General features: G+C 38.8%; 19 protein-coding genes, 1 tRNA gene and 2 pseudogenes. 18 read left to right on the top strand and 4 right to left on the bottom strand.

Annotated elements, in window-relative coordinates:
• Positions 1 to 69: 69 nt before the first annotated feature.
• On the bottom strand, positions 70 to 1,200 hold the full coding sequence (locus tag NST01_RS12910; protein ID WP_135226592.1) for a 2-methylaconitate cis-trans isomerase PrpF family protein: 1,131 nt from the start codon (positions 1,198 to 1,200) through the stop codon (positions 70 to 72).
• 135 nt (positions 1,201 to 1,335) lie between these two features.
• Between NST01_RS12910 and NST01_RS12905 the strand changes: the two genes are divergently transcribed.
• The 11 genes from NST01_RS12905 to NST01_RS12855 all read left to right on the top strand — a co-directional run bounded on the left by NST01_RS12905 (position 1,336) and on the right by NST01_RS12855 (position 9,711).
• Positions 1,336 to 2,196, top strand: a complete 861-nt coding sequence (locus NST01_RS12905) for a LysR family transcriptional regulator (protein ID WP_007501609.1) — start codon at positions 1,336 to 1,338, stop codon at positions 2,194 to 2,196.
• Between the two features lie 155 nt (positions 2,197 to 2,351).
• Positions 2,352 to 3,668 (top strand): CitMHS family transporter, encoded by a 1,317-nt coding sequence (locus NST01_RS12900; protein WP_025207747.1) that lies wholly within the window; start codon positions 2,352 to 2,354, stop codon positions 3,666 to 3,668.
• Between the two features lie 206 nt (positions 3,669 to 3,874).
• Entirely contained in the window at positions 3,875 to 4,099 is a 225-nt protein-coding gene (gerE, locus tag NST01_RS12895; RefSeq protein WP_003184172.1) for a spore germination transcription factor GerE, read from the top strand.
• A gap of 149 nt (positions 4,100 to 4,248) precedes the next feature.
• A complete protein-coding gene (locus NST01_RS12890; RefSeq protein ID WP_007501606.1) occupies positions 4,249 to 4,689 on the top strand; it encodes a MarR family winged helix-turn-helix transcriptional regulator in 441 nt (146 codons plus the stop codon).
• Between the two features lie 7 nt (positions 4,690 to 4,696).
• Positions 4,697 to 5,515, top strand: a complete 819-nt coding sequence (gene racE, locus NST01_RS12885) for a glutamate racemase (RefSeq protein WP_108611299.1) — start codon at positions 4,697 to 4,699, stop codon at positions 5,513 to 5,515.
• A 101-nt stretch (positions 5,516 to 5,616) separates the two neighbouring features.
• Positions 5,617 to 6,678, top strand: coding sequence for a GerMN domain-containing protein (locus NST01_RS12880; protein ID WP_048003339.1), 1,062 nt, complete (start codon positions 5,617 to 5,619; stop codon positions 6,676 to 6,678).
• 151 nt (positions 6,679 to 6,829) lie between these two features.
• Entirely contained in the window at positions 6,830 to 7,558 is a 729-nt protein-coding gene (rph, locus tag NST01_RS12875; RefSeq protein WP_007501599.1) for a ribonuclease PH, read from the top strand.
• A 10-nt stretch (positions 7,559 to 7,568) separates the two neighbouring features.
• Positions 7,569 to 8,171, top strand: a complete 603-nt coding sequence (locus NST01_RS12870) for an XTP/dITP diphosphatase (protein ID WP_341041972.1) — start codon at positions 7,569 to 7,571, stop codon at positions 8,169 to 8,171.
• A 14-nt stretch (positions 8,172 to 8,185) separates the two neighbouring features.
• Positions 8,186 to 8,710, top strand: a complete 525-nt coding sequence (locus NST01_RS12865; protein WP_008345914.1) for a YfcE family phosphodiesterase — start codon at positions 8,186 to 8,188, stop codon at positions 8,708 to 8,710.
• Between the two features lie 120 nt (positions 8,711 to 8,830).
• A tRNA-Arg gene (locus tag NST01_RS12860) sits at positions 8,831 to 8,904 on the top strand.
• A 666-nt stretch (positions 8,905 to 9,570) separates the two neighbouring features.
• Entirely contained in the window at positions 9,571 to 9,711 is a 141-nt protein-coding gene (locus NST01_RS12855) for a helix-turn-helix transcriptional regulator (protein WP_326115914.1), read from the top strand.
• A gap of 35 nt (positions 9,712 to 9,746) precedes the next feature.
• Here NST01_RS12855 and NST01_RS12850 read toward each other — a convergent pair.
• Positions 9,747 to 10,500, bottom strand: a pseudogene (locus NST01_RS12850) (IS3 family transposase); the annotation flags it as partial.
• Positions 10,501 to 10,781: 281 nt separating this feature from the next.
• Between NST01_RS12850 and NST01_RS12845 the strand changes: the two are divergent.
• Entirely contained in the window at positions 10,782 to 12,479 is a 1,698-nt protein-coding gene (locus tag NST01_RS12845) for a toll/interleukin-1 receptor domain-containing protein (RefSeq protein WP_326115912.1), read from the top strand.
• Between the two features lie 163 nt (positions 12,480 to 12,642).
• On the opposite strand, the gene NST01_RS12840 is transcribed toward NST01_RS12845, so the two are convergent.
• A complete protein-coding gene (locus NST01_RS12840) occupies positions 12,643 to 12,825 on the bottom strand; it encodes a hypothetical protein (RefSeq protein ID WP_326115910.1) in 183 nt (60 codons plus the stop codon).
• A 197-nt stretch (positions 12,826 to 13,022) separates the two neighbouring features.
• Here NST01_RS12840 and NST01_RS12835 point away from each other — a divergent pair, with 197 nt between their 5' ends.
• Positions 13,023 to 13,196: a hypothetical protein gene (locus NST01_RS12835; protein WP_326115909.1), complete on the top strand. Its 174-nt coding sequence runs from the start codon at positions 13,023 to 13,025 to the stop codon at positions 13,194 to 13,196.
• A gap of 595 nt (positions 13,197 to 13,791) precedes the next feature.
• Positions 13,792 to 14,337, top strand: a pseudogene (locus NST01_RS12830) (DUF4241 domain-containing protein).
• A gap of 139 nt (positions 14,338 to 14,476) precedes the next feature.
• On the opposite strand, the gene NST01_RS12825 reads toward NST01_RS12830, so the two are convergent.
• Positions 14,477 to 14,989, bottom strand: coding sequence for a hypothetical protein (locus NST01_RS12825; RefSeq protein WP_326115907.1), 513 nt, complete (start codon positions 14,987 to 14,989; stop codon positions 14,477 to 14,479).
• 217 nt (positions 14,990 to 15,206) lie between these two features.
• Here NST01_RS12825 and NST01_RS12820 point away from each other — a divergent pair, with 217 nt between their 5' ends.
• The 4 genes from NST01_RS12820 to dltB all read left to right on the top strand — a co-directional run bounded on the left by NST01_RS12820 (position 15,207) and on the right by dltB (position 19,541).
• Entirely contained in the window at positions 15,207 to 16,436 is a 1,230-nt protein-coding gene (locus NST01_RS12820; RefSeq protein ID WP_326115905.1) for a Kelch repeat-containing protein, read from the top strand.
• Between the two features lie 254 nt (positions 16,437 to 16,690).
• Positions 16,691 to 16,840 carry a teichoic acid D-Ala incorporation-associated protein DltX gene (locus tag NST01_RS12815; RefSeq protein ID WP_024427820.1) on the top strand — a complete coding sequence of 50 codons (150 nt, stop codon included), beginning with the start codon at positions 16,691 to 16,693 and terminating at the stop codon, positions 16,838 to 16,840.
• A 14-nt stretch (positions 16,841 to 16,854) separates the two neighbouring features.
• The gene (gene dltA, locus NST01_RS12810; protein WP_326115903.1) at positions 16,855 to 18,360 is read left to right on the top strand and encodes a D-alanine--poly(phosphoribitol) ligase subunit DltA; all 1,506 of its coding nucleotides are present in this window, start codon (positions 16,855 to 16,857) and stop codon (positions 18,358 to 18,360) included.
• A complete protein-coding gene (dltB, locus tag NST01_RS12805; RefSeq protein WP_326115901.1) occupies positions 18,357 to 19,541 on the top strand; it encodes a D-alanyl-lipoteichoic acid biosynthesis protein DltB in 1,185 nt (394 codons plus the stop codon). Before dltA ends, dltB begins: the two co-directional genes overlap by 4 nt.
• The last annotated feature ends 4 nt before the right edge of the window (positions 19,542 to 19,545 follow it).

Here is a 19,545-nt window from a genome sequence, read left to right as displayed (position 1 = left end):
ACACTGAAAAAAAGACAAAGAGCTAAAATCAGTTCATTTTAGCTCTTTGTCGACAAGATGACGTCTCATTTATGCTTCTCTTTTTATTTGAGGTTGAACCATGTAGTCTTGTTTTGTAAAGACCACTCCATCTAGAATTTCTCTTGCGGTTCGAATGACTTTCACTCTATTTTGTGAGATATCAATTTCAGTTTGCATAATACCAGCAGGATGACCAATTCGAAGTGTATCATCTTGACCTTGAAACAGCTGTGCCGGAAGCGTTTGATCCATGAAACAGCTGGCTGACACACAGACAGATCCGGTAATGGCAAGTGCTTGGTGCGGTCTTTGCATCGATAGCATCCGAACGATGATGTCCATATCTGCTGCTCTTCTCAATATTCCATTTGTATCTACATAATCAGCGGGCTCGCTAATAATTGCAAGCTTTGGAACAGCTGGAGACTGTAATGTGGCCAGTTCTTTTGGTGCAAAGTGGCACATTTCAGCAGCGATGGAGCGAATCTCTTCTAAATCATCCAGCAATTCGTCTGTAAACTCCTCAGGCAATTCAGTTCCTTTTAATTGAATATCTTTGGCACGGACAAAGGCGATTGGATTTGCAATGTCAACGATTGAGATCGGAATCTCTCCAAACTTTGTCTGGATCGTATCCATTTTGTTTCCAGTCGGAAAGGTTTTACCTGTGACAGCGCCTTCAGGTTTCTCAAAGGATAAATAAATGGGAGAACCTGTTCCTTTCACTCCTGGAATTTCTGCCTGTCCTTCAAATTTCACTTCTCCGTTCTCGACTTCTACCTCTGCCACAATGATTTTATTCGTGTTGGTATTCAGAATACGTACTGTTGTGACAGGCTCAACTGCTTGGACAAGTCCTTTAATGATGGCATACGGTCCAACTGCTGATGAGATATTCCCACAGTTTCCTTTAAAGTCGACAAATCTTTCATTGATGCTGACTTGTGCAAACGTATAGTTCACATCCACATCTGGACGAGTGGCTTTATCGATAATGGCCACCTTACTTGTTAAAGAATTACCGCCCCCGATTCCATCAACTTGCAGCCGGTCAGGGCTACCCATAATGTCTAATAGAAATGCTTCGAGCTCATCGTGTTCGTAAGGTGCATCATTGGCTTGAATGAAGACCCCTTTGCTTGTACCGCCTCGCATGATTGTGATTGGAACTTTTCTCATTGCTCTCACCCTCAATTGTTTAGTTACTATTTATCTAATCAAAATGGTAAAGTATAATAAGAAATAAGTTAAATACATTATTTTAAGATAAACTGATAAAATATTTTTATAATAAGGTCAAAAGGAGGGCACACAATGGATGAGAAAGATTGGCGGTTTTTAAAGGTGTTATATGAAGAGAAGAACATCACAAAAGCGGCAGAAAAATTATTTGTATCGCAGCCTGCCTTAAGTTATCGATTGAAACAGCTTGAAGAGGAATTTGACATGAAGCTTTTCTTTAAAAGAAAGCGAGGCATTGAATTTACATCAGAGGGCGAATACTTGGCTAAATACGCAAATGACATGCTCAAGCAGCTCCAGCAAACGAAAGATGGCATGCTCAATATGCAAAAAAAGGTCAAAGGAACGATCAGGTTAGGGGTGTCGAGTAACTTTGCTCAATATAAACTGCCGGAAATTTTAAGAGAGTTTTCTAAGCAGTATCCACATGTTCAATTTATGGTGAACACAGGATGGAGCACAAAAGTCATGGATTTATTAGGGACATCAAGTGTACATTTAGGGATTTTAAGAGGAGATTACGACTGGAATGGAGAGCGATTTTTGCTTGATAAAGAACGCCTTTGTATCATTTCAAAATCAGAAATACAGCTAAAGGACCTTCCGAAACTGCCGCTCATTGACTATCACACGGATAGTTCATTAAAACGATTGATTAACAGATGGTGGCAGGAGACGTTCACGATGCCTCCGCTTGTGACAATGGAGACAGACAGGCAAGATACATCAAAAGAGATGGTGAAGCATGGTTTAGGTTATGCCATTGTCCCGGAAATTTGCCTCAGACCAAGTGATGAGCTATTTGTAAAAGGTCTTTCGTATAAAGATGGACAGCCTGTTTTAAGAGATACATGGCTCATGTACCAGCCGGATTCCCTTCATTTGTCTGTTGTGAAAGCATTCATTGAGTTTTTAAGAAGTCAGCAAGGCTAATTATAAAAAAAATTTATTGAATAGACGAAAAAATCGATATTTTCATTATAAAAAAAGCTATTATATCCTTGAAATAGAAAGCGCTAACATTTCGGGCCGCAAGTGCAAAAGGGGCGCTTGTGGATCGTGTAAAGAAGAGGATGGAGGGATATGAAGTGCTAGCTATTTTAGGGATCTTGATGGTCGTGACTTTTACATTTCTTATTATGACAAAACGTATGCATCCGGTGGTGGCTCTAACCGTTGTGCCAATCATCTTTGCATTAATCGGTGGATTTTACAGCGGATTAGGGGACATGATGCTTGATGGACTCAAGACCGTTGCACCATCTGCTGCTTTATTGTTATTTGCCATCTTATTCTTCGGTGTCATGCTGGATGCTGGATTGTTTGACCCATTGATCAAACTGATTTTACGTCTTGTGAAAGGCGATCCGGTGAAAATTGCTTTTGGGGTAGCGATTTTGTCTATGCTTGTTGCATTAGATGGTGATGGAACGACAACGTACATGATTACCGTATCAGCTATGCTGCCACTTTTCTTAAGAATTGGGATGAACCCACTGATTTTAGGGACGATTTCATTATTATCATTAGGCATTATGAGTGGAATGACGCCTTGGGGCGGTCCAGCCACTCGTGCGATTGCTGCACTTGGTTTAGATGCAGCGGAATTCTTCATTCCATTACTCCCGACGATGATAGGGGGCGGTCTTTTTATCCTTTTTACAGCGTATGTTCTTGGAAAAAAAGAACGGAAGCGCATTGGGGTTGCCGAGATTCAGTATAAAGAAGAGGTCTCGATCTCTCCTGAATTGGCGGCATCAATTGAAGATGGCGTTGCAGATATGAAGAGACCAAACCTGATTTGGGTCAACTTCTTCCTGACGATTGCTGTCATGGTGACACTTGTATTGGATATCGTACCGATTCCTGTACTCTTTCTCATTGGCTTTGTCATTGCGCTTATGATCAACTATCCAAAAGTTGAAGATCAGCGTGAGCGGATTTTATCGCATGCAGGAAATGCCTTAACGGTCATTACCCTTGTGTTTGCAGCAGGAATTTTCACAGGCATTTTTTCGGGAACAAAAATGGTGGAGTCCATTGCTCACTTGGTCATTTACATGATTCCAGATTCATACAGCTCATTTTTTCCACTCATTGTCGCGTTGACGAGTATGCCATTTACATTTGTTCTTTCAAATGATGCGTATTATTTCGGGGTGCTGCCAATCTTAGCTGAAGCCGGCGCAGCTTACGGAATTGATCCAGTAGAAATTGCGCGCGCCTCTATTATCGGACAGCCTGTCCATTTACTGAGTCCGCTTGTGGCTTCCACATTACTACTTGTGAGTATGCTGAATAAAGATATCGGTGATTTGCAAAAGTACGCACTGTTATGGACCGTACTCACAGCCCTGTTTACAACACTTATTGCTCTTTTAACAGGAGCCATTTCGATATTTTAAAAGCTTGTTTGATCAAGGACGATGTCTCTATAGGGGACTCGTCCTTTTTTGTGCGGTTTGAAGGGGAGCAAATTGGACGCTCATCTGTGGGAATTCTCGATTTTAACGTCACCTACCTCAAGTACCCGGCATATGATATCTCGACTATACAGAATCCCATTCTATAGAGACTAGAGCTCTCACCTTAGCAAGGAGGGTTACAATACTTGAAGGAGAAAGAGTTTCAATCCAAGCCGCTATTAACCAAAAGAGAAAGAGAAGTATTCGAATTGCTCGTCCAAGATAAAACAACAAAAGAAATTGCAAGCGAGCTTTTTATTAGCGAAAAGACTGTTCGAAATCATATTTCGAATGCCATGCAAAAGCTAGGAGTCAAAGGTCGTTCACAGGCCGTAGTCGAGCTTCTGCGTATGGGTGAGCTAGAGCTCTAACGTCAGCCGGTTTTCCTTCCGCACCAGGGAGGAGCCGGTTATTTCTATATCGTTTCCATGAGTCTCTTCTTGCAATTTCTTTGAAAAACGAGGAAAATAGGAATGTACGTTTTAATCAAAGTGAGATGCTATAGTGAGGTATCAATGAAATGGAAACGAATGAGTCAGGCCATGTTGCAGAAATTGAAAAATCATTGCGCCATATTGCTGCAATCATTAAGCAAAAAGGTAGAGAAATTCTGAATCAATATACGATTACACCTCCTCAATTTGTAGGGCTTCAGTGGCTTTATGAATTCGGAGATATGACAATAGGTGAGCTATCACAAAAGATGTATTTGGCTTGCAGCACGACAACCGATTTAATTGACCGAATGGAAAAAAGTGAACTTGTTGAACGGGTGAAAGATCCGTCTGACCGCCGCGTGGTTCGCATTCATTTATTACCTGAAGGTGAGCGGATCATTCAAGAAGTGATTGTCAAACGCCAAGAATACGTCAGTGAACTTCTAGGGGCTTTCTCAGAAGAAGAAGCCATCGTTTTCAACCAATCTTTAACGAAACTACAGCAGCAAATGAAAAGAAAATGAGGCGATTTTGTTGGATCAACCCATCGGCGTGATTGATTCCGGCGTAGGCGGTTTAACCGTTGCGAAGGAAATCATGAGACAACTGCCAAAAGAAAAAATTATTTATGTAGGCGACACAAAACGATGTCCATACGGCCCTCGAGCAGAAGAAGAGGTTCTTCAATATACATGGGAAATGGCGCACTACCTATTAAGACATCACCATATTAAAATGCTAGTCATTGCGTGTAACACTGCGACGGCGATAGCACTTGATGAAATTAAAGCAACACTTGATATCCCGGTCATTGGTGTGATCCAGCCCGGAGCCCGCACAGCGATCAAGGTGACAAACAATCAGCATATTGGCGTCATCGGCACAGTCAATACGATCAAAAGTGAGGCCTATAAAGAAGCACTGCTTTCTTTAAAAGCAGGACTAACTGTTCAAAGTCTGGCATGTCCATTGCTTGTGCCATTTGTGGAAAGTGGTACGTTTTTAGATCATACAGCAGATGAAGTCGTAAAAGCTTCTCTTGAACCGATGAAAGAAACAGGCATTGATACGCTTATTCTTGGCTGCACACACTACCCGATTTTAAAAGAACCGATTCAGCGCTTTATGGGCAGTGGCGTCAATATCATTTCATCAGGAGATGAGACAGCGAGAGAAGCGAGCACAATTCTTTCATATAAAGGGCTGTTAAATGACTCGAAGGAAGAGCCTGTTCATACGATTTATACAACAGGGCAGCAACAAAACTTTCAAAACATCGCTCAAGACTGGTTCGGCTACCTGCCAGGAAAGGTCGAAACGGTTTCGCTTGAACATGTATATCAGCAATAACCTACTTCTCATGGAAGTGGGTTATTTTTTTATGAAAAGGGTCTAATCCTCTGAGGGAGCTCGTATACATACTAGTACAAACCACTAGAGGAGGGTGAAGTATGCTGAAAAAAGGAACTACAGCAGCTGTTACGTGTATTGCGTCAGCCATGCTTTTATCAGGATGCGGATTGTTTCAAACAGACCAAGCGAAAACAGAGATTGATCCACCACAAAATGTCACGTTTGTGAAAGAAAATAAAGAAGAGAAACAAACAGCGAAAGAAGGAAAAGAAGAGAAGCAAGCAGATACCGTCATGAGAGAATTATATTTAATTGATAAAAATGGATATGTTGTGTCTCAATCCATTCCGCTGCCGAAAAACGAAGGAAGTGCGAAACAAACACTTGAATACCTCGTAGACGGGGGACCGATTTCTAACCTGATGCCAAATGGATTCAGAGCCGTGCTGCCGGCGGACACGAGCGTATCTGTCGATATTAAAGATGGCACCGCGGTTGTTGATTTCTCAAATGAATTCAAAAACTATAAAAAAGAAGACGAACAGCGCATTTTGCAATCAGTCACTTGGACATTAACGCAGTTTGATTCGGTAGCGAAAGTCAAATTAAAGATGAATGGCCATGAATTAAAAGAGATGCCTGTGAATGGGACGCCGATTTCAGATGATTTAAGCAGAGAGGACGGCATTAATATTCAGCACGAGGCTGCGGCTGATATGACATCGACAAAGCCTGTGACCGTCTACTATTTAGCTGAATCTGATGAACAGACGTACTATGTCCCGGTGACCAAAAGAGCACCAAAAGACGAGGATGATCCAATTACAGCAGCCATTGATGAGCTCGTCTCTGGACCAAGCAAAACAAGCCAATTGCTGACAGACTTTGATCAAGATGTGAAGCTGAATGATGTCCCGAAAGTAAAAGACGGTCATGTGACACTAGATTTCAATGAATCTATTTTTGGCAGTGCAGATGAAAAGAAAAAGGTCATTTCACAAAAAGTTCTTGATAGCATTGTGCTGACATTAACAGAGCTGCCAGATGTGAAAAGCGTGTCTGTGAAGGTAAACGGAAAGGCAGAGCTTGTGAACGAAAAAGGAACAGAGCTTACAAAGCCGGTTTCACGACCAGAACAAGTGAATACAGGTAGTTTTTAACGTCACACATTGATATAATGGAGAAAAAGAGGCATGCACATTCGCTGCCTCTTTTTTATTCCAAGCGATTAGAACGGATCGTGGTTGTCTAAGTTAATAGGAGAACCCCGCTGACACCCGCGCGGAATGTATATTGTAACGGAGGTAAAACATGAGATTAGATGAAAGACAATACGACGAATTAAGAAAAATTGAAATACAGGCAGGCTACATTACGCACCCAGAAGGCTCTGTCTTAATCTCAGCGGGAAATACGAAGGTGATTTGTAACGCATCTATCGAGGACCGCGTACCTCCTTTTTTAAGAGGAGAAGGAAAAGGCTGGATTACAGCAGAATATAGCATGCTTCCAAGAGCAACGGCTCAAAGAACGATAAGAGAATCATCTAAAGGAAAAGTCACAGGACGTACAATGGAGATCCAGCGTTTAATTGGACGAGCTCTACGTGCAGTCGTTGATTTAGAAAAGCTTGGTGAACGCACCATTTGGATTGATTGTGATGTTATTCAAGCAGACGGTGGAACACGCACAGCTTCTATTACAGGTGCATTTGTGGCCATGACACTAGCGATTCAAAAGCTTCAATCAGAAGGCGTTTTGAAAGAAAATCCGATCACTGATTATTTAGCTGCGATATCCGTCGGAATTGATTCTAAACAGGGACTTCTGTTAGATTTAAATTATGAAGAAGATTCTTCAGCTGAAGTGGATATGAATGTCATCATGACAGGCGCTGGGCGCTTTGTTGAACTTCAAGGTACTGGCGAAGAAGCAACATTCTCAAGAGAACAACTAAACGGACTGCTTGATTTAGCCGAAAAAGGCATCAAAGAATTAATTGAAAAGCAAAAAGCAGTGACAGGAGAAGTTATCGAATAAAGAGAAGGGTTTGATCAAGATGAAAACTGCCATCATCGCAACGCACAATGCGGGCAAAGCGAAAGAATTCAAAGCCATTCTTGAGCCAAAAGGATTCACGGTCAAAACACTAGCGGACATCGGATTTACGGAAGAGATCGAAGAAACAGGACATACCTTTGAAGAAAATGCGATCATCAAAGCCGAGGCCATTCAAGCCAAAGCAGGTGAAATGGTGATTGCAGACGACTCGGGTCTGTCGATTGATTACCTTGGCGGAAAGCCTGGCGTCTATTCAGCGAGGTACGCGGGCGAGCATAAAGACGATGCCGAGAACGTGGAAAAGGTGCTAAGTGAGCTGCGAGGCATTGAAAAAGAAGACCGCACTGCTAGATTCAGATGTGCCCTGGCTGTCAGTATACCGGGGAAAGAGACCAAAACGGTAGAAGGATCAGTAGAAGGCTTTATCGCAGAAGAACCGATCGGCGAAAACGGCTTCGGATACGACCCAATTTTCATCGTCAAAGACAAAGACCAGACGATGGCCGAGTTATCACCAGAGGAAAAAAACAAGATCAGCCATCGAGCGGTCGCGCTTCAAAAGCTTTCATCACTGCTAGACGCAAATGAATAAGGGGGAATGAAGCCATGAAGATACTCATCATTAGTGACAGTCATGGACTCACAGACGAACTTCAAACCATTGCCAAACGGCATGCGGCTGAAGTGGACATGATGATTCACTGCGGAGATTCAGAACTCGAAACGAACCACCCAGCACTCGAAGGATACAAAGTCGTCAAAGGAAATTGTGACTTTATGGGCGATTTTGAAGAAGAGCTCCTGCTCCCACTCGACGGAGGCGGAAAACTATTTCTCACTCACGGACATCTGCATGGCATCAAACAATCCTTGCTTCAAGTCTACTACCGTGCAGAAGAGCTAGGCGCAGACATTATCTGCTTTGGCCACTCGCACATCCCTGGCAGTGAACTGCTAAGAGGAAAACTACTCATTAACCCAGGCAGCGTGCACCTGCCAAGAGTGCGCAAAGAGCGCAGCTATGCTATACTGACACTAGATGGAAGCGAAGCAAACGTACAGTTTTTCACGGACGAAGGTCACGTCATACAAGACCTCGAAAACACTGTCACATTGGAAGGTATTTCATAAGGGTGCAGCATTTGCCCCTTATGAAAAAACTTTCGAAAAACCGTTGACTTTAAAGAACAATAGTAATATAATAAATCTTGTCGCTGAGGTAATACACCAAAGCACACTACATAACAACATGTCCCAGTAGCTCAGCAGGATAGAGCAACGGCCTTCTAAGCCGTCGGTCGGGAGTTCGAATCTCTCCTGGGACGTACAGTTTTACAATATCAAGCCTTGATATGTCAGGGTTTTGGGCAGAGAAGGGATGCTAACACAGATTAGAACACTGTGAGAGTATTCCCTTTTTTATGCTTACAAGTAATTTTCATAAATGTTATGTTTCCTCTATTTTATTTTTTACTGGAGGAGACAGTATGGCAAAGAAAAAAGGCATCTTTGATATAGATGCAGACATTGATCTGTTTAAACAAGGAATATTACAGGTATACAAAAAAAGTTATCAGGTACTAAGGCATCTACAGTAATTTCAGTAAGTGAGATGGCAGAGACTTAGATAATGTTATGAAAATGATTATTCAGCAAATGATAGAGGACTATTACTGATTATATTTGCTACATAGCAAAGTTTAGAAAAGATTACAAAAGTAGAATATCTTGAGGATATTACTACATATAGTATTAATCTGTGGCTAGAATCAATTGCTGTTTCAAATCAGACAAAGCTTAACAAGGTTAAAATGATTCAAGGCTATTTTAGATAATTGTTTCAATAATGGTTGCTGTAGTTCAAATTTTTGGTATGGCATAAATACCAAAGTTGATAAGCAGGTTAAATAAGGTGCATGTTTAAATACATTTATAGTTTTAATGGATGCTGTAGCAGTGCTTACTCTTTATAAAACAGGTGTAGGATTAATATGCTTGGGCAATTAGAAGAAAGACACATTGATTTTGAAAATAAGCAACTCTGTATGGAAGGTACAAAAGAGATTGCTGAAATTACTGGAGTAAGCAAGGCAACATTATATAGAAAAATTAAATATTACAAGGCAGTCTGAAATGAAGTGACCCCCTAAATTTAGACGCGGTTTTTTTATGAGACAGCTTTCGAGGCATGAGTTCGATATTGTACCGGACTCATGCCTTTTAGTTTGGTCTTTATACGTGTGTGATTTTAGTAGTCAATATATTGTTCAAGTTCTTGCTTGAAGTGTTCGATGTTCTCAAATTCTTTTAGGTATAGAAATTCAGACTTTAAGATACCGAAGAAGTTCTCGATAACTGCGTTATCGTAACAGTTCCCTTTTCGGGACATACTCTGTGTAATCCCACGCTTTTTAAGGCGTGTCTATATTGCTTCATTTGGTAATGCCATCCTTGATCAGAATGTATCATTAGTTTCTCCTCTTCATCTAAACGGTTGAACGCCTGATGAAGCATCGTTGGGACGAATAAACAGGTCTTGAACCGACTGTATAGGTAATGATTTCACCATTAAATAGATCTAATTGCTTGAAAATGACGAGCCAAAATATTAGGCGCTATTTTGTTCACTGTGCCTCTGTATGAACGATATTTCTTCACTCGGACCATGCATTTTAGTCTAGAGCTTTCATGATGCGCTGGACTTTTTTGTGATTTACCTTTTGTCCCCGGTTGATTAGTTCATCACGAATCCGGCGATATCCATAACGTCCTTGATGTTCCTGATAAATGGTTTGAATCATCTTTTTCAGTTCGACATCCTGATCAGGACGAGCTAAATGCTTGATCAAGTATTAGTAAATACTGCGCAGAATACATGCGAGCTTAAGAAGTGATTTCACCGGATACTGATGCCTAAGCTTTTTCGCCATGATATTGATACTTTCTGACCCAATATTAAAGTATGCTTTTGTGCACGCCAATCTGTTTTGCAATTCCAAGCAGGGATTCGCGGTCAATGAGGTATCGTTTTACAGCTTTGATTTTATCTTCAATTGTAAATTTAGCCAAAAGAAAAACACCTCCAAATGTTAGACTGTGTCTAATATTTGGGGTGCACTTCAAAAAGGGCTGTCTTTTTTATTTTTCAGGGATACTGTATAATATTACTAAAATATATAAGTCTAGAAGGAGTCTAAATAAGTTGGAACTACATATTATTCAATCAACTATAAAAGAACTTGAGAGTAGCAGTTTTAATATAAATAATATAATAACTAGTGTATTAAGAATTGCTCAACAAAGATTTGATATTGAGGAGTTGCTTTTCTTTAAACTCCTTAGAATAAAAATAACTTCAGAAGGTAACAAGGGTGTTTTTGAAGATGTAAAGAAAATTGCATTTAGAAAAAGAATGTCAGTTGAAGAATATGAGCAATTATGCAATAAAGTATATTTGTTAACTTTAGAGGTTAGAAAAACTAACTGGTATGATGAGAAGTCTCAAAAGATGATAAATGATAGAATCATTCCTTATACAATTAGTGAGATAATATTAGATTTAGATCACCATCAATCATTGTTAGAAGATAATAAAGTTCCAGAGGGGTTAGCATCCCTTGATGCTTTTTATGCTAATGAAAGTAAACAAAAGTTGGATAATGCACTTTATAACCATATCTTTAATTACAAGACTATTTTAAATAGAATTAAAGATAGATTAATGGATTATTTATTTAATGTAGAAAATGAAATGCTTCAAGAAAAGGAGATAGATATCATGGATGTGAAAACAGAATTACAGTTATTGATACAGGAAGGGTACACAGTAAAACAAAAATGTTATGTACGTTCAAATGGTGAATTTTATGGGGATTATATTTCAGGGGAAGATTATGTAGCATGGCTACAAAAGTGTAAAATATTTATTAAAAAAAACATTAATGATAGAGAAATATATGATGAATTCGCTGATCAAGCAAATAATGCAGATGGGAATGGACAAGATGTTTTTCGGAAGTTAATAGGAACCTTAAAAGCATTGGAATTTTATGAATTTTCAGAAGAAACAGAAGTGGAAATTAGCAACTTGAATAATAAGATAGATAAAATTTTTATAAGTCATTCTTCAAAAGATGTGGAATATGTGAAGCTATTAGTACAGCTTTTAAATGATATTGGAATAAAAAAGAGTGAAGAACATATTTTTTGTAGCTCATTACCTGGCTATAGTATCCCGTATGGAGAAAGTATTTATGAGTATTTGAAAAAGGAATTAAATAGCAGTAATATTATGGTTCTTTTTGTACTCTCTCATAATTATTATCAAAGTGCACCTTGTTTAAATGAAATGGGAGCAGCTTGGATTTCATCAAAGAATTATAATTCATTATTAACACCTAATTTTGATTTTAGACAGATGACCGGCGCAATTGATCTAACAAAAATAAGTCTTTATATCAATGATGAGAATGGTTTAAATAAGTTTAAAGATAAATTGGTTGAAATTTTGAAACTTGAAGATGTCAATTATCAAATTTGGGGTGAAGATAGAAAAAAATTTATTGAAAGTGTTAATAAAATAGCTCTTTTAGAAGCATCTAATCTTAATACACAGGTTCAAATTGAAAGGGTAAATACTACTGGAGCTGGTATTGAATTGCAATTAAGATTTGTAAATGTGACTGATAAGGATATTGAATTTAAGTATATTGATTTTGAACTAGTTGATAGTAATGGAAATAAAATTACCTTAAGTGCTGAAGATGACATATTAAAGGAATTTAGATTGTATAGCAGGGAAAATAAAGTAGTCAAATGGCTTTTTGATTATGAAGGAGGATATAATCCAAGAAGAGATAACAATAACTTATCAAAAGTATCACTTGAAATTTATAATTAAATGGGGGACTACTTATGATTCATCAATTTACTCCCTCTATATACAGTAACATTACTGAAAATTACATTTTTCACTATATCAAAATACACTATGGAAAGACAATTCATTGAACAAAAAAAGTAGGTGCAAAAGAGTGTTAAAAAATTTTGACTACAACATAGGATTAATAAGTGAGCAATGGAGACACTAAGCTTGAAACAACTAAACCCATCACACTAGAAGCCACAAGATAAAATAAAACAATTGTTACAGGTGTATCAATATTCCCTAAGATCATCACAAGGGCAATAATAGCGCTGGGCAATATAATTAATAACATTTTGGATGGCGTGCTTTGCTGTAACACTTAATGACCTCCTGGTTGATCCATTAAATAGATATTTTAGTTGATTTTAACATATGGAGATTGTGCGAACAACATAAGAGGGATAGCAATCTACTTTAAGAGTGGACGAACGAAACTTGCTGATTTTGTGGAAATAATTTCAATTAAACCTTTTGTGTAATAAAATGTATATGATTTATATAAAGGGGTGAGATGGCGTGAAGCATTTTTTAACGGCAATCGTAGTGGCTATCATTGTGGGGATCATTGTATATATTGCAGATGATGGTTTAAGCATGTTTCCGTTGATGCTGATTTTAACGGTTGCGATCTATATCGTAAGCAGGATTAGCGACGCATTGATTAAGAAATACTCAAAAGAAAATAGTTAATAACACAGCCCTCCATTGGAAGGGCTTTTTTTAATTAACCTTCCATTTATTTTTTAACTAATGTAAAAGACATTGCAAAGCGATAAATATGCAAAAGAGAGAATATTCTTTCTCCAGCTAAAAAAATTAAGGTGTATAGTAGGAGGAGAAGATGAATCGAGTTTTAAGTAGGAATTTGCATTATCAAATGGACAGTTAGAAAGTGATTTGCAGGGGCATTAATTTTCTGGTTATGGAGTTGATACTGGAAATGGATGTTTTATGGATGATCATACTTTGAAATTTATACTTTCCGAACAAAGCCAAAAGGGTGATGTTGACATATATGAGGAACTTGAAGAGGCATAGTATGAGGATACAAGAAGTTGGTTAGTCCTGCGCTTTCAGGAGAAAGTTGATTTAGCGATCTTTTCTACTGGTTTTGAGGATGAACGAGAATGGAGATGAAGCTTATCTCGTTACAGATTTTTTATTGAATGATTAAATGGGGGAAAAGTACATAATCTCAAACACTTTAGAAAAACAATGGAAGGAGTCATCACTTGTACAACATCAATCCAACACACCTGTTATATAGAAATGGAGAGACAACAACATCGAGATCACGAGCGGTCAAATCGTTGCCTGTGATCCTTTTGTTTCAGAAGGTGACCAATCTTTTACGAGGAAGGTTGCTCAAGGGAAATATCCTATTCTACTTCTAGTGAAGCGGTTAGAAAGCGGAGACGAACGCGTAGCCTATGCAATGATCAAGTTTACAAACGAGCAAGCAATAGAATGGGAGCTTGCAACAAGAGCAGGGCAGGAACTCAAACATATGAAAGAAGACGAGTTTTACGGTTAGGGTGTGAATACGGGTATGGGCTGTTTCATGGATGCTGAGGCTGCATTATATTTACAAGCTTATGAGGATAAGCGCTATAAAGAGGACAATGATTTTTATTTTTATGAGGAATTTGCACAAGCGCTTGAGAAAAACTACAAGCACACTTGGGACTGGCTTGTCACCCGTTTTCATGACAAGGTGGACATTGCCATGTTTACAACAGGCTTCGGTGACGGGATGTACCCAAGCTTTTGGGGGCTGGTTGAAAACGGAGAACCTGCTTGCCTTGTTACAGACTTTCTTATAATGGATTGATCAGAAAGCCATGAACCATATAGTTCTTTGGCTATAGGTGTAGCGTATATAAAGAGATGGTGAAGTGGATAGATAAATTGTTTAACATAAATCGAGAGTATAAGAAATAAAAGTAGTCCCAAAGGGACTACTTTTAAAGTTAATTATATACATTGCCTGCAAGAGTAACTGGATATTTACCCAGATTCGTTACTTCTAAATAATAGTCTTTTGTAGTCGAAACGTTATTAAAATTGATTTCTAACCATAAACGACCGTCCGCTTTCTTGACATCACCATAATAAGACAATGCGGAGACTTTATTACCTGTTTGTGCATCTACTAATTTATATTCAACATGTGCTTTTGCATCATTTCTTTGAGACTCCTGCCACCCTTTATAGATAGTTCCAGTGCTATTTCTTATAGTGAATTTTGTCCCTTTATAATAATCTAAATTTGAACCATTACCTTGTAAAGTTCTTTCTTGTAAGTAGTAAACAGAGGATGCTTTTGTTGAAATTTGACCGTTGGACTTTGCTGAAAGAGTTGAAAGATTATGTGTTATGGGAGAAACGTTTTCAGAAATACTTGAACCTGTTGCACTTGCAATTGATCCGGAGCTTAAGACTGCTGTAGCCAGTATTGTTGTAGCTGCTAATTTCTTTAACATATTAAAGCCTCCTAGTAATTTTTGTAATACATTTATATTGTATACTTTTTTCTCATTAAATGGAATAAAACTCATTTAATTCTGTTTGTGTAGTTGAGTCTTTATCCTTAAAAATAAACAAAATGAAAGTTAGTAGAATAAAAGAAATTTAGATGTGTAAAAATTAAAAAACACTCCGATAATGAAGAAGTAAGATAATGATAAGGGAGTGTTATTTTTGAAGAAATGGATAGTTGTGATGTTGCTGGTAATCCTTTCATTCACGCAGGTATTTCAAGTTGCAAATGCTGCTAAGGATGAATGGAATCAATTAGCTGATTTGCCAACAGCAAGAATTGGAGCTGTAGCTAATGCAGTTGAGGGGAAAATATACGTGATTGGAGGATTTAATGCTCTTAACGAAACATTAGAGTATGATCCATCCACAGATAAATGGACAAAAAAGAAAGATATACCTACTGGCAGAGGAGGAGCTACATCAGTAACAGTAGGCTCTAAAATTTATGTTCTTGCTGGAAAACATCAAGGCACAACCTATGATAAATTTGAAGTATACGATACAAAAAAAGACGAGTGGGAAACATTACCTGATATTCCCTTTGTTAGCAAATCAAAAGGCTCTTATAACGTCCAAGCAGGTGTGATAGGAAATAAAATTTATGTATTAGGTGGAAAAGAGTTTTTTAGTTATGATCTATCTAAACAAACATGGAAAGAAGAAGCTTCGCTTAATGCTAAAACAGCAGGTGCAATTGGTCTAGTATTAGACGAAAAGTTTTATATCTTTGGAAAAAACGATAAGCGTGAAGTTTTTGAATATAATGCAACGAAAGAAGTTTGGTCTACCAAGAAGAAAGGAATTGCCTCAGGTTATCTGAGTGGTGTAATTTATAAAAACAATATGATATTCCCTGCAAGTTCACCAAGAAAATTATATGTATATGATACTGAACAAGAAGGTTTAGTTGGGGTAGATGTCCTTTACCACAATATGCGTATAGGAGCTTCATCAGTTGTTATAGGGGATACATTATACGTTATAGGTGGTAGAGAATATAATGTGAACTACACAGAGATTGCAGACAAAAACTACAAATCTGTCATCTCTATCTCCTTAAAAGACCTAGAATTTCCAAACAACACAGAAACACCTGGCGACAAAGACCCAGAACCAACCACACCACCTAAAGACGATGATACAACAGATGAAGACGGCGATGCTCTCCTCGTGATCACAATGGTCAATGGCTTACAGAAAGAGTATGACCTTTCAATGAAAGAAGTCAACGCCTTCCTATCCTGGTACAAAAAACGTGATGCTGGCGAAGGTCCAGGGTTTTATGAAATTGACGAGCATGACAACAACAAAGGTCCTTTTGAAAGTAAAAAGGACTATGTGGTATTCAACAACATTCTCATGTTCGAAGTGAATAAATATAAAAAGTAAATAACATCAAAGCCATCTAGTCTAACTAGGTGGCTTTTGCGTTTGTTCGACAGCTTTCACCAATTTTAAGGCAAATTTAAGCTTCCATTTCATTTCAATTATATTAAATCTTTGTTACAATAAGACAGCTTTGCCCGAAGACACGTTCATACTTTGGACATCTTTTTTTCATCAATTCTTAAAAATTTTATGTTTTGATATGAAACTCTTTTGATGATCCATGCGTCTTTATAAGTGTCAAAAGAAAAGAGGTTATCAATATGCTATTCAAAAAGCTATCAGAAAATAAGTCTGTAAAATGGATAGGATATACAAGCTTTTACTTACTTATTTTGCTATTATTGTTCTTTATTTACGGATTCCATACAGCAAATACGGGATCATTCATTTACAACGATTTTTAATTGGAGATTAAACTATGAAACTATTACACACGATTCATGAATACCAACAAACGAAACCGACACAGCCAGCATTTGTTTCTCAACATGCTTCGATCACATATGATGAGCTTTGGCGTCTATCAGACCAAATGGCTGGTGCGATCGATGCAGTCGCAGCTGGCAGTGAACCTGTCATTGTCTACGGTCATATGGAGCCAGAGATGCTGATTTCTTTCTTAGGTACTGTGAAATCAGGCAGACCCTATATTCCGGTCGATATCTCAATACCTGTCGAGCGCATCGTCTCAATCATTGAAAGCTCAAAAGCCAGTCTATTGATTTGTGCAAATGAGCAGGCTATACCAGATGTAGAAGAACACATTGAAGTGAAGAGTGCGGCATCGCTTTTAGCACTTGAAAAAGAAGCACCGCCATCCACGCAGTGGGTTCAACAAGATGATGTTTTCTACATTATTTATACGTCTGGCAGTACCGGAAAACCGAAAGGCGTTCAGGTAACAGCCAATAATTTAGAAAGTTTTACAGAGTGGATGTGCCGCGATTTCCCAATTGGTGAGGGGCGCACGTTCTTAAATCAAGCACCGTTTTCTTTTGACTTATCAGTGATGGATCTCTATCCAGCGCTTCAATCAGGCGGCACGCTTTACTGTTTAGTAAAAGATCTTGTCAATAAGCCAAAGGATATGTTTGCAGCACTTGGTCAATCTGACGTTGAAGTGTGGACATCAACACCTTCCTTTGTCCAAATGTGCTTAATGGATCCTTCCTTTACAGGGGAGCTTTTACCAGAGTTGAAAGTTTTCTTGTTCTGCGGTGAGGCGCTTCCTGTAGCTGTAGCAAGTGCGCTTCTTGAGCGTTTTCCTAAGGCGCAGGTCTTTAATACGTATGGTCCAACTGAAGCAACTGTTGCGATTACATCGATTGAAGTCACGCAGGAGATTCTTGATCAGCACGATTCTTTACCAGTGGGTTATGCCAAACCGGATACAGAAATCGTCATATTAGATGAAGAAGGCAAGACACTCCCTGATGGGGAAAAAGGGGAAATTGTCATCGTGGGGCCAAGCGTCACGAGAGGCTACTTAGGTGAACAAGCCTTAACGGATAAAGTGTTCTTTGAATACGAAGGACGTCCTGCTTACCGCACAGGTGACGCAGGTGTGGCGCAGGATGGTTTGATTACGTGCCACGGTCGTCTGGACTATCAAATTAAGCTACATGGATACCGAATGGAGCTTGAAGAAATTGAATATCATGTGAGCGAGACAACGTATGTCAATGCTTGTGTGATTGTGCCGTTTCAGCCAAACGGGCATGTGGAGTACTTAATTGCAGCCATTGTCCCAACTGAGCATTCCTTTGAAAAAGAATATCAGCTGACAAGTGCGATTAAGAAAGAAATGGCGGATTCACTGCCTGCGTACATGATTCCAAGAAAGTTTGTCTATCTTGAGCAGCTGTACATGACGCCAAACGGGAAGGTTGACCGTAAAAGAATCGCGAAAGAGGTTCTTCTATGATTCCGTTTAGTTCATTCTTTTTCTTCATTCTAATTGGTATTCTTCTTTTGCCGACGATGATTCTTGGTCTTCGCGGCAAAAGAATGCAGGGCTATAACATGTTTGCAACGGTTGTGGCACTAGCGCTTATTTTCTCAAAGGATGCACATGGCGCTTTGTTGCTGTTCCTGTTTACAGTGTGGCAAGTCTTGATCATCCGCCTATACCTTGCGTACCGGTTGAAGGCGAACAAGGCGTCTGTCTTCTATATGGCAGTGGTGGCATCAATTTTGCCGCTTGTGCTGTCAAAGGTATTACCGTTCTTTTTAACTCATCACCCGCACCAACCGCCGCCAATAAACTGGCTGAGCTTTTTGGGGATCTCGTACTTAACATTTAAAGGTGTTCAGTTAATTATCGAGACAAGAGACGGCTTGATTAAGAAGAAAATTCCGATTCACCGTTTGGTCTATTTCATTGTCTTTTTCCCGACGATTTCATCAGGTCCGATTGACCGTTACCGCCGATTTGAAAAAGATATGGATACACCGCCTGAAAAGGAAGCATACAGTGATCTTCTATATGCCGGTATTCATAAAATTTTTATTGGCTTCTTATATAAGTTCATTATTGGTTATCTGATTCACACGTATATTCTGATGAATATTCATCACATTAGCAGCAGTCACTTTGTTCAGCAGTTAACGTATATGTATGCTTACAGCATGTATTTGTTCTTTGACTTTGCTGGATATACAGCATTTGCTGTAGGTGTGAGTTATATCATGGGTATTAAATCACCAGAAAACTTTAATAAACCGTTTATCAGCCGTAATATTAAAGACTTCTGGAATCGCTGGCACATGTCGCTATCCTTTTGGTTCAGAGATTATGTGTTTATGAGATTTGTGTTCTTTATGACAAAGAAGAAGTGGATCAAGAACCGGATGGCTGTATCAAATATTGGGTACTTTGTCCTCTTTCTATTGATGGGTGCTTGGCATGGTCTCGCCCTTCAATACATTATTTACGGACTATACCATGCAGTTGTGATGTCCGGTTACAATTTATTTGAGAAGTGGAATAAAAAGCACAAGTGGTGGCCGGATAATAAGGTCACAATGGTTGTGTCGATCATTATTACATTCCATGTGATTTGTTTCGGATTTTATATTTTTTCAGGAAAACCATTTCATCATTAATGAT

This window comes from Bacillus sp. FSL R7-0166, from assembly GCF_038008935.1.
Lineage (GTDB): Bacteria > Bacillota > Bacilli > Bacillales > Bacillaceae > Bacillus > Bacillus altitudinis.
Note: the sequence above shows the minus strand (reverse complement) of the source record. Positions and strands in the feature narration are given on the sequence as shown.

Excerpts from the sequence above, each read along its gene's own strand:
- dltA (WP_326115903.1), top strand. The coding sequence starts at position 16,855 with ATGAAACTATTACACACGATTCATGAATACCAACAAACGAAACCGACA.
- NST01_RS12825 (WP_326115907.1), bottom strand. The coding sequence starts at position 14,989 with ATGTTAAAGAAATTAGCAGCTACAACAATACTGGCTACAGCAGTCTTA.
- rph (WP_007501599.1), top strand. The coding sequence starts at position 6,830 with ATGAGATTAGATGAAAGACAATACGACGAATTAAGAAAAATTGAAATA.
- NST01_RS12890 (WP_007501606.1), top strand. The coding sequence starts at position 4,249 with ATGGAAACGAATGAGTCAGGCCATGTTGCAGAAATTGAAAAATCATTG.
- NST01_RS12910 (WP_135226592.1), bottom strand. The coding sequence starts at position 1,200 with ATGAGAAAAGTTCCAATCACAATCATGCGAGGCGGTACAAGCAAAGGG.
- dltB (WP_326115901.1), top strand. The coding sequence starts at position 18,357 with ATGATTCCGTTTAGTTCATTCTTTTTCTTCATTCTAATTGGTATTCTT.
- NST01_RS12905 (WP_007501609.1), top strand. The coding sequence starts at position 1,336 with ATGGATGAGAAAGATTGGCGGTTTTTAAAGGTGTTATATGAAGAGAAG.
- NST01_RS12880 (WP_048003339.1), top strand. The coding sequence starts at position 5,617 with ATGCTGAAAAAAGGAACTACAGCAGCTGTTACGTGTATTGCGTCAGCC.
- NST01_RS12865 (WP_008345914.1), top strand. The coding sequence starts at position 8,186 with ATGAAGATACTCATCATTAGTGACAGTCATGGACTCACAGACGAACTT.
- NST01_RS12855 (WP_326115914.1), top strand. The coding sequence starts at position 9,571 with ATGCTTGGGCAATTAGAAGAAAGACACATTGATTTTGAAAATAAGCAA.